The organism is Natronolimnohabitans innermongolicus JCM 12255 (genome assembly GCF_000337215.1).
Taxonomy (GTDB): Archaea; Halobacteriota; Halobacteria; order Halobacteriales; family Natrialbaceae; genus Natronolimnohabitans; species Natronolimnohabitans innermongolicus.
On the sequence record NZ_AOHZ01000096.1, the window covers coordinates 63,831 to 81,128 of the forward strand.

The following is a 17,298-nucleotide window of genomic DNA, read 5'->3' on the forward strand; positions in this document are numbered from 1 at the left end:
CTAAAGCGTATCGCGCGGTAAACAGACTCGCTGCATCCGGTATCGGCTCCCAGTCGGCGTGTTAATTTCACAACGCTGTATTTGACCGCTTTGTCGTACATTTACAATGTTGTACCTCGATACCCCGGTATGGAGTACCACGACTCCGAGAAAGCAAAGGAGGTTGCAGGGCGCGTAGAGGAGTTCATGGACGAGGTCGTCATCCCGCGCGAGCGGGAGGCTCTCGCCACGGGCGAGCAGATTTCCATGGACGAGATTCACGACTTCTGGGAGCAAGCGAAAGAGCGCGATCTGTTCGCGCCCCAGGTTCCCGAGGAGTACGGCGGCCAGGGACTGGACTTCAGCGACATGTTGCCGTCGTTCGAGCAGGTCGGCCGCTCGCTGCTCGGTGCGCTCGCCATCCGCGCGAACGCGCCCCAGGAGGGGAACATGCACACCCTGGAGATGGTCGGCACGGAAGAACAGAAAGAGGAGTATCTCCGCCCGCTCGTCCAGGGTGAAATCTCCTCGGCCTTCGCGATGACCGAGCCCAAACAGGGCGGCGGCTCCGATCCGAAGATGCTCCAGAGCACCGCCGTCAAGGACGGCGACGAGTGGGTGATCAACGCCCACAAGTGGTGGACTTCGGACGGCCTGAACGCCGACTTCTACCTGTTGATGGCCCGCACCGACCTCGACGCCCACCCCTACGAGGGGACGTCGATCATCCTCGTGCCCGCCGACGCCGACGGCGTCGAAGTCGTTCGGAACGTTCCCCACCTCGGCGGCCACGGCATCACCGAGCGCGAGGGCGGTCACGCCGAGATGAAGTTCAACAACGTTCGGGTCCCCGTTGAGAACACCATCGGCGAGGAGAACGAAGGCTTCCAGATCGCTCAAATGCGTCTCGGCGGCGGTCGACTCACCCACTGTATGCGTTACTCCGGGATGGCCGAGCGCTCGCTCGACGTCGCGAAAGCCTACCTGCAAGAGCGGGAAGCCTTCGGTACGACGCTCGAGGAAAAACAGGCGCTGCGCCACCGGATCGCCGACGCCGAGACGCGGCTGCACGCCGCCCGGTGTATGGTTCGCCACGCCGCCCGCGAACTCGACCGCAGCGACGCCCGCATCGAGGTCGCGATGGCGAAGATGTTCACCGCGAACGTCACCAACGAGACGATCGACCTCGCCCTGCAGTGTTGTGGCGGCAACGGGATCGGCAAGGACCTGCCGATCGCGCACTTCTACGAGAACGTCCGCTCGTTCCGGATCGTCGACGGCGCCGACGAGGTCCACCGTCGCTCGATCGCCCGCTGGGCGTTCGACGACGTCGACGAGACGGAAATCGAGAACGCCCTGCAGTTCGACGAGGACCTGCGGATCGACGCGCTCGACGAGTAACACCGTCCGTATCACCACCGACGTTTTTCTGGCGGATCGTCGCCCACCGTCGCGCTCACCGTCACGAATCGATCGACCGCTGTGCGGTGGCGCGCGCTGTCGGCCGGCCGAGCGAGAGCGAGGACGGACGATGACTCCGCGTGAGGGATGAGCGAGCGAGCAACGCGAGAGAGTGAATCGGCTGGGGAGGGAGTGGCCGCTCATCGTTGCCACGATTGCAGCGTCTCGATCTCGGTCGGTACGATAGCAGCGTTTCAGCCGATCGTCCGAAAACGGATTTCTCCCGACTCTACCGAGAAACCGCCGGAAGCGGATTCAGACCCGTTCGATGATGGTCGCGATCCCCTGTCCGAAACCGATACACATCGTCGAGAGCGCCCGATCCTTCCCCGTCCGCTCGAGTTCGTGTGCCAACTTCGTCAGCAACATCGCGCCGGTCGCGCCCAGCGGGTGACCGTGGGCGATGGCGCCGCCGTTGACGTTCGTATCCTCCCAGGAGGCGCCNGAGGCGCCGGTCTCCTCGAGCCAGGCGGCGACGACGGAGGCGAACGCTTCGTTGACCTCGAAGAGGTCGATGTCCTCGAGTTCGAGGTCCGTTTGCTCGAGGACCTGTTCGGTCGCCGGAATCGGGCCGGTGAGCATCGTCACGGGATCGACGCCGACGACTTCGGTCTGAACGATCCGGGCCATCGGCTCCCAGCCGTGTTCCGCGGCGGCGTCCTCGCTGGCGATCAGTAGCGCACTCGAACCGTCGACGATACCCGAGGAGTTGCCGGGGTGGTGGACGCCGTCGCCCTCTTCGCGGAAGGAAAGCGGGAGGCTCGAGAGCGTCTCGAGGTCGGTCTCGGGTCGCGGGTGTTCGTCCTCCTCGACGGTGACGGTCTCGCCGTCTAACTCCGTCTCCACGGGGACGACCTGATCGTCGTATCGGCCGTCCTCCCAGGCCTCGCCCCAGCGCCGCTGGGAGTCGACGGCGAGTTCGTCCAGTTCCTCGCGCGAGAAGCCGTACTCCTCGGCGATGCGCTCGGCGCCCTCGCCCTGGTGGGTCAGTTCGTCGAAGTGCTCGAAGTAGGTGTCCGTGACGCCGGCGCCGTCGGCCCCGTCGGCGCCCATCGGTACGCGGGTCATGTGCTCGACGCCGCCGGCGATCAGGACGTCGTGCTGGCCGGCCATCACGTTCGCCGCCGCGAAGTTGAGCGCCTGCTGGCCAGAGCCACACATTCGGTTGAGCTGGACGCCCGGGACGACGTCGCCCCAGCCGGCGACCATCGGGGCGAGGCGACCGATGTTCAGCCCCTGCTCGTCGATCGGCGTCACGCAGCCGTAGACGACGTCCTCGATCGTTTCGGGGTCGAAGCCGTTCCGTTCCTCGAGGGCCTCGAGGGGCTTCGCCGCCAGATCCTGCGGGTGGGTATCCCGGAAGGAGCCGTCTCGCTTGCCGAACGGAGTTCGTACCGCGTCGACGATTACTGCGTCGTTCATGAGGGTTCGTACCACGCCGAGGGTAAAAGGGGTTCTGACTGGCAGCAGAACGAGCGCCGTTCCTTCGCGCGCACGCGGGAAAGATAACATAGAACCTCGAGTGAGAAGTCGAAGTAGCACTTCGAGCGAGAGGGGTCACCAAAAATCGCTGCACACCGAATCGGCTGACGGCCGTGTGATCGGCGTACGGACCGTTTCACTGGCTACGATCCAGCGACCCGTAGTATCGCACCCCCTCCTCGAGCCACGACTCGACTCGTCCCTCGCGCTCGAGGCGAGCCAGCGCGCTCACGATCTCGGGTAGCACCCGCGCGCGCTCGCTGAAGCTATCGGTTACGTCGTCGCCGATCGCCGTCGCGGTGGCGGGGCCCTCGCGCGCCTCGAGCGCCTCGAAACAGCCCTCGATTCGGTCCTCGAGGTCGGTGATCGAGCGCTCGACGGTTTCGGCGTAGTTTGTGTGAACGGGACCGTGGCCGGGGTAGACCCGGTCGAACGAGTATCCGTGTAGCCGCTCGAGGCCGTCGAGATAGGCGTCGACTCCCTCGCGAACGCCGTCGTCGAAGTTGACGTTAATCGCCGCGGATCGGAAGGGGTCGATCGCCATATCGCCGGCGAAGAGGACCCGTTCGTCGCCGAGCGTCGTCCCGTAGCAGTGGTGGGCGACGTGGTGGCCTGGGGTGTAGATCGGCTCGACCTCGCGGCCGCCGATTTCGACGCGGTCGTCGCCGTCGATCCAGCGGTCGACCCCCTCGAGCGGGAGCGGGTCGCGGTTCGATTCGTGGGCCTCGAGGAGCCGTTCGACCGCGTCGTCGAGGTACCGGTCCCCGACGCCAGCTTCGACGAGGTTTCGTCGCGTCGCCGCCTCGACGGTCTCGAGGTCTCGCTCGAATCGCGCTCGGATACGCTTCGGCGCGTACACCGTCGGATCGCCCGCTTCGAGTAGCATCCCCGTCTGTCCGACGTGGTCGGTATGCGAGTGAGTGAGCAGGAGGTGGTCGATATCGTCGGGCGCGTAGCCGTGGCCCTCGAGGGCGGCCAACAACTCCTCGCGACCTCGTTCGCCGGGCATTCCCGCGTCGACGAGAATCGGCTCGGCGCCGGCGAGCAGATACGCCGCGGCGTGGCCCGGCGGCCAGTCGACGGAGACCTCGAGTCGGTGTACCGCCGGCCGAGCGTCGTCGACGGCCGAGCAGTCGCTATCCGCATCCGGCTGATTCGTCTGTGACACGAGTCACCGTATGCGGCCCCGTCGTGATAGCTTTTGCCACGCGGCAAGGTTTTCGACCGACTCGCTCGAGGCCGAAAACGAGGACGCGGACGTGGTCGCCCTCCGGGCGGTCGTCCTCGAGGGCGCCGGCGAGAAAGCCTTCTGTGCGGGCGCGGACGTCGGCGGCTTCTCCTCGGAGTCGTCCGGCGCGAGTTCGGCTCGCGACCACTACCAGTTCATCCGCGACTTCCCGGCGCCCGTGATCGCGAAGATCGACGGCTACTGTCTCGGCGGCGGTCTGGAGACCGCCCTGGCCTGTGACTTCCGACTCGCCAGCGAGTCGAGTACGTTCGGCTTCCCGGAGGTCAACCTCGGCATCCTCCCCGGCGCGGGCGGCGTCCAGTACGTTTCGAAACTCGCCAGCCCCGCGGTCGCGAAGGAACTGGCCATGTTCGGCGATCACATCGGCGCCGAGCGCGCGGCTGATGAGGGCATCATCAACCGCGTCTACGACGACGAGTCGTTCGACGACGAGGTCGAGGCGTTCGCGACCGAACTCGCCGGACAGGCCCCGCTGGCCGTCCAGGCGATCAAGGATTCGGCCCACATGGCCGTCCAGTCCGGGCTCGAGGAGGGACTGCGCTACGACGCCAAACGCTTCCGCCAACTGCTGCAGACCGACGATCACGAGGAGGGCGCGGCCGCCTTCGGCGAGGACCGCGAGCCCAAGTTTGACGGGAAGTAACGACTCGCGGCGATTCTAGTGGCGTTCCAAGCGTCCTAATCCCACTCTTCGCCGATACCGCGCAGCGAGAACGGACCGACGGGGAGGTTGTACCCTTCCTCGAGTGCCGTATCGACTTGCTCTTCCGTGGCGATCCCTTCGTCGACGAGCTTCTGGGCCTCCTCGCGCATCGCCGCGTAACAGCGGTTGGCGATGAAGCCGTAGGAGCCCGGATCGTCCTCGATGGTGACGCTGGTCTTGCCGAGTTCGTCGACCAACTCTTCGGCGCGCTCGACGACCGCGTCGTCGGTCTCGGGCGCCCGGACGATTTCGACCATCGACATGACCGGGACGGGATTGAAGAAGTGGGTGACGGCGACTCGAGAGGGGTCCGAGACGGCGTTAGCGATCGACGTCACCGAGAAGCCGCTCGTGTTCGAGTACAGCGGCTGGTCGTCGGTGACCGCGTCCAGGTCCCGAAAGACCTGGCCCTTGATCGCGAGCTGTTCGGTGACGGCCTCGATGACGAACTCGGTGTCGTCGGTCGCCGCGTCGAGGTCGGTCGTGAAGGTCAGTCGCTCGAGCGTTTCGTCCTTTTCGTCCTCGCTGAGGTAGCCGCCCTCGACGGCATCGTCGAGGCCGTAATTCCCCGAGATTACCCGTTCCCGTGCCTCTGCAGCGAGTTCGTCGGTGAGCTCCCGAACGCGAACCTCGTACCCGTTGCGAGCCAGTACCTGTGCGATGCCGGCGCCCATGATGCCGCCGCCGACGACGGCGACTGCTTTCCGTGCCATGAACTCACAAGCCACACTACGTCCGATAAGCGTTTCGATCGACAAGGTCGTCTCTTTGCGAGTGATCTGACGGGGGCGAATCACGCGGTTCGTCCGCAGGAGGCTGGTACTCAGTCCGCTCGAACGGCGGTCGTCGTCACCTCCGGATTCCGCAACAGCGGCAGCGAGACCACGAGCAGGCAACTGAACACGAGCGCGGCACAGAGCACGTAGGTCCACTGGTATCCGAACCAGATGTCGACGGCGGGGATCGCGATCAGCGGTCCGAGGCTGAGCCCGATATCGCCCATGACCTGATAGACGCCGCCCATCCGACCGAGTTCGTCGCCGGGCGTGAGATCGCCCAGGATGGCGAGCATCGCGGGGGCGGCCGCGCCCATTCCGGCGCCGATCAACACGAGCGCACTGAACAGCGCCTCGAGCGTCGGCACGTACGCGATGAGCAGGAAGCCGGCGGTCATCGACAGAAACGCGGGCACCGTCAGCAGCGTTCGATCGCTGATCAGATCCGAGACGTGACCCGTAATCACCGTCGTCGCGCCCATCGTGAGCACGCCGACGCCCATCACGACCCCGCTGATGCCGGCGGCCTCGAGGACCGTGAGTTCGAGGCCGTGGACGCTCGCGTAGCGGGCGAGCGTCGAAAGGATGATCCCGCCCCAGAGGAAGCGGACGGTGAAGTTGCCGAAGCCGATCAACAAGACCGTCGGCTGACCCCGGAGGAGCGCCGGAATCTGTCGCAGTTTCGCCGACTGGGTGTCGGTGGCGCCGGCGTGGACGTCCGGCAGGACGAGCGTGGCGACGATGCCGGCCAGCAGGGCGAGGATCCCGGCGCCGAGGAAGGCGACCTCCATCGAGGCGATGTCGGTCAGGACGCCCCCGAGGATGAGTCCAGTGGGGAAGCCAAGCGACTGGCCGCCGCGCATGTAGCCGATCCAGCGCCCGCGGTTGCTCGAGGTCGTTACGTACGTGATCGTCGCGAACGCGCCGATAAAGACGAATGCGCTGCCGACCCCCCAGAACAGCCGTGAGAAGACGAACACGAGCCCCGCGAGCGACACCTCTCCGAGAACGGGTGCCGTCCCGAAGACGTACTCGGGGACGTAGAGGCCGATGACGTAGCCGAACGGGGCGAACGCCTGCGTAAACAGGCCGATGATCATCGGTTTGCGCGCGCCGACGCGATCGATGATCGCCCCGGCCGGCGTGTTCATGAACAGTCGAGCGATCCGGTTGGCCGAGAGGATCAGGCTCAGCATGACCGCGCCGATGAGCAGCGTTTCGTCGAGCAACGGCAGGGTCGGGAAGGCGACGCCGGTCGCGACGCCGCCGAAGAAGATGCCGGCGATGACCGCCAGCGCGACGGTCCGAATTTCGCCGGTCGTATACGTCTCGTCCTCGGTCATCGAACTGCTTCGGAGGTTTCTGATACGGTGTGTTCAAGGTTGCGTTCGGCCCGTCCGGACCGCGGACGAATTTGCCGGCTTCGCCCGGACTGCAGACGAACGTACCGGCGTCGTCCAGCCCCGCGTTCGATCCGACTCGAGTCGCGATCGCTTTTCCGATAGCCGACCCGCTCAGTCGTCACCGTAGGCCTCGTCGAACTCCGCTTGCAACACGGTCTTTCGGATCTTTCCGCTTCCCGTCTTGGGGAGTTCCTCGCGGATCTCGACGTAGCGCGGATGTTTGTACGGCGCGAGCTCCCCGAGGACGTACGCCTCGACGTCCGCTTCTGTGAGGGTCGACCCCTCGCGCGTCGCGACCGCCGCGGCGACCGTCTCGCCTCGCCGCTCGTCGGGGACGCCGAAGACGGCCGCCTCGAGGACGTCGGGGTGATCGTACAGCGTCGCCTCGATTTCCCGCGGGTAGACGTTGTAGCCGGCCGTCAGGATCATCTCCTTCTCGCGGCCCTCGACGTAGTAGTAGTTGTCCGCGTCCCGGGAGCCGATGTCGCCGGTTCGGAAGAAGCCGTCCTCGGTAAACGCCGCCTCGTTGGCCTCGGGGTCCTCGTAGTAGCCGGCCATGACCTGCGGACCGCCGATGAGGATCTCGCCGTCCTCGCCGACGCCGACCTCTTCGCCGTTCTCGTCGACGATCTTCGAGCGCGCGTGGCCGACCGGCTGGCCAACGCTTCCCGGCCGATTGCCGAGCGTCGACCACCTGACGGTGTGGGTGGTCGCGGTCGTCTCCGTTAACCCGTAGCCCTCCGAAAGCGAGACGCCGAACGTCTCCTCGAACTCCCGCTGGACCGGCCGGGGCAGTTTGTCGCCGCCCTGTCCCGCCCGCCGGAGGAACTCGAGGTCGTACTCGTCGGAGTCGTAGGCCTCGAGGAGGTCGCTGAACATCGTCGCGACGCCGACGAACGCGGGCACGTCGTGGTCGGCCAGCAGTTCGAGGACGCGCTCGGGGTCCCACTGGTCGGGTCGAAGCAGGTGCAGCGTTCGCCCGGCCGACAGCGAGGAGAGCATCTGGAGCAGCCCCGTAATGTGGTACATCGGCAGGATGATCAGCCCGTCGCCCTGAATCGGGCTCGCGCTGTAACTCGAGACGCTGTTGGCGATCTGGACGCGGAAGTTTCGGTGGGTGAGCAAGACGCCCTTCGGATTCCCCGTCGTCCCGGAGGTGTAGGGCTGGCACATGACGTCGTCGTCTTCGCGCTCGCAGAGCGTCTCCGCCGGGGCGTCGTCCGTCCGCGCGAGGGCGGGAAGGGAGGCGTGTGCCCCGTCGTCGCTCCCGCCGTCCGTCGTTCGCAGGATTTCGGCCTCGAGATCCGCGACGGCTTCGACGACGTGGTCGTCGGGGTCGCCGGCGACGATGAGCGCCGTCGCGTCGGCGTGATCGACCTGGTAGGCGATTTCGCGGCGTCGATAGGCCGGATTCAGCGGGCTCGCGACGATCCCGCTCCGACAGCACGCCCAGATCACGGCGCAGTAGTCGATGCTGTTCGGAATGTAGACGCAGGCCCGGTCGCCGGCCTCGAGGCCGAACGCACGGAGGCCGCGCGCGTAGCGCTCGACGAGGGCGGCGAACTCGCGGTAGGTGACCGTCTCGCCGTCGTGTTCGATCGCGATCGTCTCGGGATTTCGCTCGACCGATCGGTCCAGTAATCGGGCGACGTTCCCGTCGTACGGAGGCTCCAGAAGCTCGTTTGCGGGAACGAGGTCGCGTTCGTCCATCGCACGGTGATTCGTCGATCCGGCTGAAAAGTGTGTGGGTGGTGGTAACAGCATCCGAGATTTTGCAACGATGGACGGTGCCGTTGTCGTCGTACTCGACGGCGACTCGAAACGGTTGTATCGACCGTGAGGAATACGCTTATGGAACTCGTCGCGAAACCCTTCGGGGAGATGGATCGAAACGTCAGTCGGGAGCGACCCCGGTCGGATCGGACGAGCGGTCGAACAGCTACGCGGAACCGAACTGTTCAGCGACGGGGTGGTCGCCGTGCCGAATAAGTCGATGGCCGAACTCGAGTCGATGGTCGGCGACTCGCGGGTCACGGTCGAAGACTTCCGCATCGAACGGGGCAAAATCGAGGAATTCGCTCGTTCGATCACGGAACCGGATCCCGTATTCCGTGAGGAAGCCGTCGCCGCCGACCGCGGCTTCGACGCGACTCCGGCGCCGCCGACCTATCCGCGCGTCAGTCGGTTCCCCCGGTACCGGCCCGACGACCTCGAGGGGTACGGCTTCGACCTCGGCTTCCAGCCGGAGTACGTCCTCCACGGCGAGCAGGCCTACGAGTACGAGCGGCCGCTGCAGGTCGGCGACGTGCTGACCGGAACGACGACGCTCGAGACGGTCTTCCAGCGCGAAGGCGGTCGCGCCGGGACGATGACGTTCGCCGTCCACGAGACGGAGTACCGCGACCGAAACGACGACCTGGTGGTGACCGACCGGGCGACGGTGATCGAAACCTCGGGTGCGGTCGAGAACGGCGACGACGGCGAGGGCGAGACGGCGGAGGCGGACGCGGCGAGCGACGAGGACGGCGAGACGCGGGTTCCGGACCCCGTCGCCGTCGAGACCGTCCGCTCGGTCGACGACCTCGCGGCCGGCGACGCCGGACCACGGGTCGTCGTCCCGGACCTCGAGCGCAAACACTTCGTGAAGTACGCGGGCGCCAGCGGCGACTTCAACCCGATTCACTACGACGAGCCCTACGCCCGCGACGCCGGCAACGAGAGCGTCTTCGGCCAGGGGATGTTCACGGCCGGCGTCACCTCCCGCGTCGTCACCGACTGGTTCCCCCTCGCGGCCATCGACGAGTTCGGCGTCCGGTTCCAGTCGCAGGTCTTCCCCGGCGACACCATCGTCGCGACGGGCGAGGTCGTCGACCGACAGCCCGACGACGGCGTCGTGGCGGTCGACCTCGAGGCGACGAATCAGCGCGGCGAGACGCTGCTGACGGGATCGGCGACGGCGACGCTCGAGGACTGAGACGGTCCGCTGTACCGATCTGTCGACGCAACCGCGGTTGGCCTGCGGTTGCGCCGAAACCGACGGATCGGAGTCCGTCTCTGCCAGTCCACGGGTACGCCATCGGAGAGATCGAGCCACGACTGTCGGTCGAAAATAATGTCGTGTCAACGGTGCAAAATATTATGGTGGTGGCGTGTGTTATCGAAGGACGCATGTCCGAGCCAGACCCCGAAGCAATTCGAGCACAGCTTATCGACGCGTTCGAGGGCGCCGACTATCCCGTCTCGAACCCGATGGAGTTCCTCCCGGCGCTGCCCAACGGACCGGCGACGACCTTCGAATCCGGCGACTTCTCGATGTCGATCATGGAACTGCAAAACGCCGCCGACGGCGACGAGGATCGGTACCCCTACCAAAGTCCCGAAGAAGTCGCCGACGACATCGTCGCCGGATTGCAAGACGCCGGCGAACTGCCCAGTTAATTCGACTGACGACCCACAACGCGGTTTTTCCAGTCCGATCGACGCCGCTCGTGAAACGGATAGACAGCCGATTCGAGCAGCGGTCGAAATCGATCGGATCGCTCACTCAGTTGTCTTCTTTCGTTTTATAACAACATTTAATGCTGTATGGTGAGGCGACAATCTCGCTGGTAGAAGTGACAATACGAGGGTGATAACCGACGAACGGGAGATGATCCGCGACTCCGTCCGGGAGGTTATGGACGAAGAGATCGCACCCGACCTGGCCGAAGCCGACCGCGAGCCGCTATCGAAAGACGACGTCATCGACTACATGCAGCGAACGGCCGAGATCGACGTCGGCCCCTACGCCGAGGAGCGCTTCGACGATCCGCTGGCCGGGACGATCGTCAGCGAGGAGGTCTCTCGCGTCTGGCCCAGTCTGCAGGTGACGAAGGGGATGTCGCTGCCGGTGACGATGTTCGAAATCTTCTCCGAGCGCACGCGCGAGAGCTGCGCCGAGGAGTACGAGAACGACCGGCTGGTCGGCTGTTTCGCCATCACCGAACCCGAAGGCGGCTCCGACACCAAGGTCCCGAATACGACCGCCACGAAAGACGGCGACGAGTACGTCATCACCGGCGAGAAGACCTGGGTTTCGAACGCGCCGATCGCCGACGTCGCGCTCGTCGTCGCCCGGGACGAGGACGCCGAACGGCGGGACATGTTCCTCGTCGACGAGAAAACCGCCGGCTTCGACGCCCGCGAACTCGAGAAGCTCGGCTGGAAGGGGGCGCCGACGGGCCAGCTCTTCTTCGGCGAGGCCCGCGTCCCGCGGGAGAACAAGCTCTCGCGGGCGGTGATGGAACCGATAAGCGACGGCCGGATGGACCCGAACGAATCCTCGTTCGCCACCGGTGGCGGCGTCGGCGGTAACCCGCTGAACACCATGTTCGCCTCGATGCGAAACGGAATGGCCGCGATATCGGTCAGGATCATGCAGGCCGCCTACGAGGCCGCCCTCGAGTACGCGACCGATCGCGAGGTCTTCGACCAGCCGATCGGGCAACACCAACTCGTCCAGGAGAAACGGTACAACATCCGCGCCGGCCTCGAGACGGGCCGACTGCTCACGCGGTATACGGCACAGAAAATCGCCGCGGGCGACCTCGAGGCGCGCATGCTGTCGTCGCTCTCGAAGGGCTGGGTCTGCGAGAAGTCCGTCGAGGTCACGTCGACGCCCTGTAGGTCTACGGCGGCAATAGCCTCTCGACGGACTACCCGCTCGAGCGCTACTACCGCGACGACCGGACGAGGATGATTCCCGACGGAACGACGGTGATCCAGCAGCTGATCGTCAGCTACGAACTGACCGACCTGCAGGCCTCCTCCTGATCCGAGGGCCGATACTGTCCGGCGAACGCGCTTGTCGCTTCGACTGTCGACTAACCGACTCTTGTCACCATTGGTCATGTGAACGCACCACTAGATTTACGTCATTTGGATCAGATATCTGGGGTATGTCTCAGCAGCTACGGATGGGCGGGGTATCGGTCCGAACGGGACGGACCGAAACGATCATCGGGCGACCGAACCGATCGAACGCGGCTACTCGAGTGGGCGTAGCGGTAGCGGACATCCCGTTCGGTCGACCGAAGCGAGCGGAGAGCCGAACCGGGATGGTTCCGACGCCGGGTAGCGAACGGGGTGGATGCGGTCGCCGAGAATCGACGGACCGTCACAACGGCGCGAGGCGATAACATGTCCGACGCAGAGTTCAACATCATCGACGAGAAGATCGGCCTCTTCGGCGGTACCCTGTTACTCGTCGGAAACGTTATCGCAATGACGGCGTTCCTGCTGCCGGCGCACCTCATCGCCGACGACGGGCTGGGACCCGAGGTCGCAATCGCGATGTTGCTGGTCATCCTCCCGGTCACGTTCAGCATCCTCAGCACGCTCCAGATCGGCGGGGCGATGCCCGCCGCCGGCGGGAGCTACGTCTACGGCTCTCGGCTCATTAGCCCGTTTTTCGGGTTCCTCCTCCCCTGGATCGTGGTCCCATCGATCTGGCTCGGACAGCTTTACCTGGCGTTTGGCTTCGCCGAGTTCATGCGCTTTTTCCCGACGTTCGACTGGATCCCGATGTGGGCGCTGATGTACGCCGTGATGATCCCGTTTATCGTCTTGAACGTGCTGGGGATCCGGATCGTCACGCAGGTCCAGATCGTGCTGGTCTCGATCATCATCGGCGGCATGCTCCTGTTTATCGTGCCCGGATCTTTCCACATCGACACCGCGAACTACTCCGGCATGTTCCAGTCGGGAACGGGCGCGTTCTTCCTGGCGATCGTCTCGCTGTCGATCGCGATGCACGGCTTTAACCTCGCGACCGATCTGGGGGAAGAACTCGAGGATCCGGTAAAGAACATTCCCAGGGTCCTCGGGTTGAGCGCGGTCATCTCGATCGGACTGATGGTCCTGCTGGTCGTCGTCGCCGTCGGCGTCGTTCCGCTCGAGTTCTACGTCGAGAACCGCGACGCCGGCGTCGCCTACGCCGCCTTCGAGTTCCTGCCGTCGGCCGGCGCGTACCTCGTCGCGGCCGCCGCCGTCGTGGGCGCGTTCACCTCGCTGAACACGCTCTATACGGCCTACTCGAGGCAGTTGATGCGGGCCGCCCGCGACGAGGCGATTCCGCTGTACTTCGCGAAGCTCCACCCCGAGTACCAGACGCCCTACCGAGCGATCCTCCTGCTCGCGGTGCCAGCGCTGATCATGGTGCCGCCGATCAGCCAGACGACACCGGTGCTCATGGCCGCCGTGCTCTCGATCACGTCGATGATCGGCGCGGTCGTCAGCGCGGTCGCGCTGTGGAACCTTCCCAAGCGGTTCGAACGCCGCTACGAGTACTCGATCTACAAGCTTCCCAAACCGTTCCTGAAGTTCGTCGCAGTCGCGAGCGCGACCGTCTCGTTGGTCTTTCTGGCCGGCGTCTCGCTGTCGATCGGCTGGGTGCTCGCGATCATCTTCGGCTGGATCGTCCTGGCGTATCCGGCCTACCGCTACCGCGTCCGCTCGCTTCGAGAGAAGAAAGACGTCGACCTCCGGAAGCGGATGAAGTCCCTCCACGATTACGAGGAGGAACGCGCCGAATCCGGCTCTCGCGCCGGTCGCAGCGAGGCTGACGAAACCGAAACCGATAGCGATACCGACGCCGAAACCGACGCGACGGGAACCTCGCCGGCCAACGAGGACTGACGTTCGATCCTCGCGTTCCCGTTTCGATCACAGACGAACACACCGACCGATCCATGACAGACGAACACCGAGCCGAACTGTCCGAACTATCGGCGACCGCTCGAGGCCGTCCTCGAGATAGTGCGACGGCCGACCCGATCGTTCCCGCACGCGATCGGCGCCGAAACCGAATCCGTCGACGACCAATCCGACTGATCGACACCGGTGAGTATCGATGTTAGACGTAATTCCGACGAAACGCAACCCGGACCCCGACCTCGAGTCCGCGTCGCCGTCGCTGCTCCGGCGGCGAGCGATCGCGACGGGAATCGATCTCGGGATCTGTTATTTCGTCGTCGAAACGGCGATATTGGCGGTGTTGATGGTCGCGTTTACCGACTTCTTCCTCGCGCGTGCGGGCGAGGCGTTCCTGTTGAGTCTCGTCGGCCTCGTCCCCGTCTACCTGCTCTACACGTTCGCGTTCGAGTGGCGCTACGGCCGGACGCCGGGGAAAAAGCGGATGGGGCTCCTCGTCGTCGCCGAGGACGGGACGCCGCTGGGACTCCACGGCGCGGCGCTGCGAAACGTCGTCAGATACGTCGACTGGCTTCCGTTTGGCTACCTGCTGGGGTGGGTGCTCGCGCGGCGGTCGCCGGACGGTCGCCGTCTCGGCGACACCCTCGCCGGAACGTGCGTCGTTCGTCCGGTAACGTCGGCCGAACCGCTCTACGCCGACGATACCGATACCGACACCAGTTCCGAGGGCGACTCGACCGCCGATTCGAACGCCGACGGCACGACCGAGGACGCTCGACTTTCGGAGTGAGCGTCGAGCGACGCCACCGAGTCGACGGAACGGGCTGTTTCCTACGGTCCGTGTACGTCAGTTCCGTCGCAACCGCGAGCCGTCCTGCGGTCCCGCCGGTAATCGGTACGGCAACCCGTTTCAGTAGTTCGCGTCCTGCTTTGCCTCCTCGTATCGCTGCTCGTATCTGTCGACCGCCCACTCGTAGGCGTCGTCGGGATCCTGTTCTTCGACCAGCACTCGATTCGCCAGCTGGGCGTCGATATCGAACGTGCCGACGTGAAGCGTCTCGGGACTCGAGGGGAGTTCGGGGCTCTCGAGTTCGGGGACGATCTCGTCCATGATGAACTGATTCTTCTCGAGGAGCGCGCCGTCGGCGACCTGAAAAATTTCCGCGTTCTGGTACTCGTCTGACTCCATGACGCCTTCGTAGGGCGGAATAAACCGCATCGGCTCGATAAGCGAGACGTCGACGTGGTGGTCTGCGCCGTACATCATTCGATTGAAGTCCTCGGCGGCGCCGGGGTTGCTCGAGCCGCCGATGACCGGCGTCCCGTTGACGAGGACCCAGCCGCGGGTCACCGGATCGGCACCCTCGCGGGTCGGAATCAACGCCTGGTCGGTCGCGAGCGCGACCTCTTCGGCGCCGGCTCCCATCGCGGGGCCACAGAGCCAGGCGTTGTTCATGAAACACTGGCCGAACCGGCCCGCGACCCAGTACTCGATCGTCTCCTGCCAGTTCAGGCTCGACGGGTCCGGGGAGTACTGCGCGAGTTCCTGTAGTACGTCGAGGACCGGCATCACGTGTTCCTCGTCGAACCACAGTTCGATGTCGCCGCCGTTTTCCTGCCAGACGTCGCCGCCCGAGTTGTACAACCAGTTCGAGAAGTCCGAGCCGCCTTTCCCGGCTGGCGTCGCGGAGAGACCGAACCCCCGCATCTCTTCGAACTCGTCCGACTCGTCGATGATTCTGGCGTTCTCGACGAGTTCGTCCCACGTTTCGGGGACCTCGAGGCCGAGCGCCTCGTAGACGTCCGACCGATAGTTGAGACACCCCCCGACGTAGACGCCGTGGGGGATCGAGTGGGTCTCGTCGCTCTGATCGCCGCCCATCGGCTGGAGCGTGTACTTGTACAGCGTGTCGCCCCACTCGTCCTCGAGGTCGTCGACGACGTCGTCGACGTTTCTGGTCAGCCCTTGATTGATTAGATCGCCGATCTCGGCCGTCGTCGCGTGGTACATCTCGGGCGGATCGCCGGACTGCAACAGCGTCGCCAGTCGCTGTTCGCCGGTTCCGTGAAAGCCCGCGTACTCGACGTCGATCGGAACCTCCGACTGGTCTTCCCAGTCGGGGACGAGCTCGTCCTCCCAGTACGCTTCCCACTGATCGCCAGAAAAGTCGGTCAGAATGTGGAGTTCGTCGCCGGAGTCGCCGCCGAGACAACCGGCAAGCAGTCCGGCCGTCCCCGCACCTGCACCCTGCAGTAGCCGCCGCCGCGTCATGTCATTTGATGACATACAACTTGAGTGTTGTCAACTACCATTATAAATATACCGACCACGAAACGCGTTTCCGGCGGTAGCGGCGCTACGAGTCGATAGATTCCCCTTTTCGAAGCGAAAACCGCGAGACTGAAATCGAAACCGACGACGTGTTATTCGACGCGGAGCCCGCTTTTCGGATCGAACGCCTTCATCGCATCCGTATCGAACTGGAGGCCGTACTGCCCCTCGCCGCCGCGGAACGACGGCGGCGTGACGACGGTGATTCGACCGAGCGGCGTCTCGAAGAGGCTGTGCGTCTGGTCGCCGAGCGTCTCGTCGAAGACGTGCTCGGCCGTCACCCCGTCCGCGGGGTCCTCGCTGACCGTGATATCCTGCGGACGGATCCCGATTCGAACGTCGCCGCCCGCATACTGAGCCAGCGCCTCTGACGTCTCGAGTCGGTAGCTGGCGTCGCCGATGCTGAGGTCCATCGTTCCGTTGTGTCGGTCGATACCGGCGTCGAAGAACTCCATGTTCGGTCGGCCGATAAACTCGCCGACGAACGACGTCTCCGGCTCGTTGTAGACCTCGTCGGGCGTTCCGACCTGCTCGAGTTCGCCGTCGTTCATCACGGCGATCCGGTCGCTCATCGTCATCGCCTCCTCCTGGTCGTGGGTGACGTACATCGTCGGGCAGCCGACCGTTTCGGTGACCTCGGCGAACAGCGGCCGCAGTTCGTGTTTGAGTTTCGCGTCCAGGTCGCTCATCGGCTCGTCGAAGAGGAACATCGTCGGCTCCCGCACGATGGACCGACCGAGCGCGACGCGCTGTTGTTGGCCCCCCGAGAGTTCGTTGGGGTGCTTCTCGAGTTGATCCTCGATGTGCAACAGTTCGGCCGACTCGCGGACGCGTTCGCGGCGTTGTTCCTCGCTCATCCCCTCGAGTTTCAGCGGGTAGGCCATGTTCTCTTCGACGGTCATGTGCGGGTAGAGCGCGATGTCCTGAAAGAGCAACGCGATGCCCCGCTGTTGGACCGGATAGTCGGTGACGTCGTGATCGCCGAAGTAGATGCTTCCGGACGTGACCGACTCGAGGCCGGCGACACAGCGCAGCGTCGTCGTCTTGCCACAGCCGGACGGGCCGACGAGCGTGATGAATTCGCCGTCCTCGATGGTGAGGGAGAATTCGTCGACGGCGACGAGCGATCCGAACGTCTTCGTCAGGTTCTGAATGGTGATTTCGGACATGGTTTCGTATTGTGTGTTTGGTACCGTGTATTATGATTTGTGTCAGTTCGTCTG

Annotated in this window: 14 protein-coding genes and 1 pseudogene; 8 read left to right on the forward strand and 7 right to left on the reverse strand. The window is 64.8% G+C overall.

Going from position 1 to position 17,298, the window contains the following annotated elements; all coding sequences use genetic code 11:
- Positions 1 to 129: 129 nt before the first annotated feature.
- Positions 130 to 1,380, forward strand: a complete 1,251-nt coding sequence (locus C493_RS20445) for an acyl-CoA dehydrogenase family protein (RefSeq protein ID WP_007261400.1) — start codon at positions 130 to 132, stop codon at positions 1,378 to 1,380.
- A 315-nt stretch (positions 1,381 to 1,695) separates the two neighbouring features.
- Here C493_RS20445 and C493_RS20450 read toward each other — a convergent pair whose 3' ends face one another.
- Complete coding sequence (locus C493_RS20450) at positions 1,696 to 2,862, reverse strand: thiolase family protein (protein WP_007261401.1); 1,167 nt, start codon at positions 2,860 to 2,862, stop codon at positions 1,696 to 1,698.
- A gap of 196 nt (positions 2,863 to 3,058) precedes the next feature.
- A complete protein-coding gene (locus tag C493_RS20455) occupies positions 3,059 to 4,090 on the reverse strand; it encodes an MBL fold metallo-hydrolase (protein WP_007261402.1) in 1,032 nt (343 codons plus the stop codon).
- A 10-nt stretch (positions 4,091 to 4,100) separates the two neighbouring features.
- Between C493_RS20455 and C493_RS20460 the strand changes: the two genes are divergently transcribed.
- Positions 4,101 to 4,814, forward strand: coding sequence for an enoyl-CoA hydratase/isomerase family protein (locus C493_RS20460; RefSeq protein ID WP_007261403.1), 714 nt, complete (start codon positions 4,101 to 4,103; stop codon positions 4,812 to 4,814).
- 35 nt (positions 4,815 to 4,849) lie between these two features.
- Here the strand turns inward: C493_RS20460 and C493_RS20465 are convergent, their stop codons facing one another.
- The 3 genes from C493_RS20465 to C493_RS20475 all read right to left on the reverse strand — a co-directional run bounded on the left by C493_RS20465 (position 4,850) and on the right by C493_RS20475 (position 8,763).
- On the reverse strand, positions 4,850 to 5,587 hold the full coding sequence (locus C493_RS20465) for a 3-hydroxyacyl-CoA dehydrogenase family protein (protein WP_007261404.1): 738 nt from the start codon (positions 5,585 to 5,587) through the stop codon (positions 4,850 to 4,852).
- 110 nt (positions 5,588 to 5,697) lie between these two features.
- Positions 5,698 to 6,993 carry an MFS transporter gene (locus C493_RS20470; RefSeq protein WP_007261405.1) on the reverse strand — a complete coding sequence of 432 codons (1,296 nt, stop codon included), beginning with the start codon at positions 6,991 to 6,993 and terminating at the stop codon, positions 5,698 to 5,700.
- 171 nt (positions 6,994 to 7,164) lie between these two features.
- On the reverse strand, positions 7,165 to 8,763 hold the full coding sequence (locus C493_RS20475) for a class I adenylate-forming enzyme family protein (RefSeq protein WP_007261406.1): 1,599 nt from the start codon (positions 8,761 to 8,763) through the stop codon (positions 7,165 to 7,167).
- A 268-nt stretch (positions 8,764 to 9,031) separates the two neighbouring features.
- Here C493_RS20475 and C493_RS20480 point away from each other — a divergent pair, with 268 nt between their 5' ends.
- The 6 genes and pseudogenes from C493_RS20480 (at position 9,032) to C493_RS20500 (ending at position 14,533) form a co-directional block, all read left to right on the forward strand.
- Entirely contained in the window at positions 9,032 to 10,027 is a 996-nt protein-coding gene (locus C493_RS20480; RefSeq protein ID WP_049889544.1) for an FAS1-like dehydratase domain-containing protein, read from the forward strand.
- Positions 10,028 to 10,221: 194 nt separating this feature from the next.
- On the forward strand, positions 10,222 to 10,491 hold the full coding sequence (locus tag C493_RS20485) for an MTH865 family protein (RefSeq protein WP_007261408.1): 270 nt from the start codon (positions 10,222 to 10,224) through the stop codon (positions 10,489 to 10,491).
- A gap of 190 nt (positions 10,492 to 10,681) precedes the next feature.
- Positions 10,682 to 11,791: an acyl-CoA dehydrogenase family protein gene (locus C493_RS20490; RefSeq protein WP_007261409.1), complete on the forward strand. Its 1,110-nt coding sequence runs from the start codon at positions 10,682 to 10,684 to the stop codon at positions 11,789 to 11,791.
- Positions 11,773 to 11,865: pseudogene (locus tag C493_RS24110) on the forward strand (hypothetical protein); the annotation flags it as partial. The gene C493_RS20490 and the pseudogene C493_RS24110, both read left to right, overlap by 19 nt.
- Before the next feature lie 366 nt (positions 11,866 to 12,231).
- Positions 12,232 to 13,728 carry an APC family permease gene (locus C493_RS20495; protein ID WP_049889545.1) on the forward strand — a complete coding sequence of 499 codons (1,497 nt, stop codon included), beginning with the start codon at positions 12,232 to 12,234 and terminating at the stop codon, positions 13,726 to 13,728.
- 214 nt (positions 13,729 to 13,942) lie between these two features.
- Positions 13,943 to 14,533 (forward strand): RDD family protein, encoded by a 591-nt coding sequence (locus C493_RS20500; RefSeq protein WP_007261411.1) that lies wholly within the window; start codon positions 13,943 to 13,945, stop codon positions 14,531 to 14,533.
- Between the two features lie 120 nt (positions 14,534 to 14,653).
- Here C493_RS20500 and C493_RS20505 read toward each other — a convergent pair whose 3' ends face one another.
- Both C493_RS20505 and C493_RS20510 read right to left on the reverse strand, forming a co-directional pair.
- Entirely contained in the window at positions 14,654 to 16,030 is a 1,377-nt protein-coding gene (locus C493_RS20505) for an ABC transporter substrate-binding protein (protein ID WP_241430928.1), read from the reverse strand.
- A 137-nt stretch (positions 16,031 to 16,167) separates the two neighbouring features.
- Complete coding sequence (locus C493_RS20510) at positions 16,168 to 17,244, reverse strand: ABC transporter ATP-binding protein (protein ID WP_007261413.1); 1,077 nt, start codon at positions 17,242 to 17,244, stop codon at positions 16,168 to 16,170.
- Positions 17,245 to 17,298 lie beyond the last annotated feature (54 nt).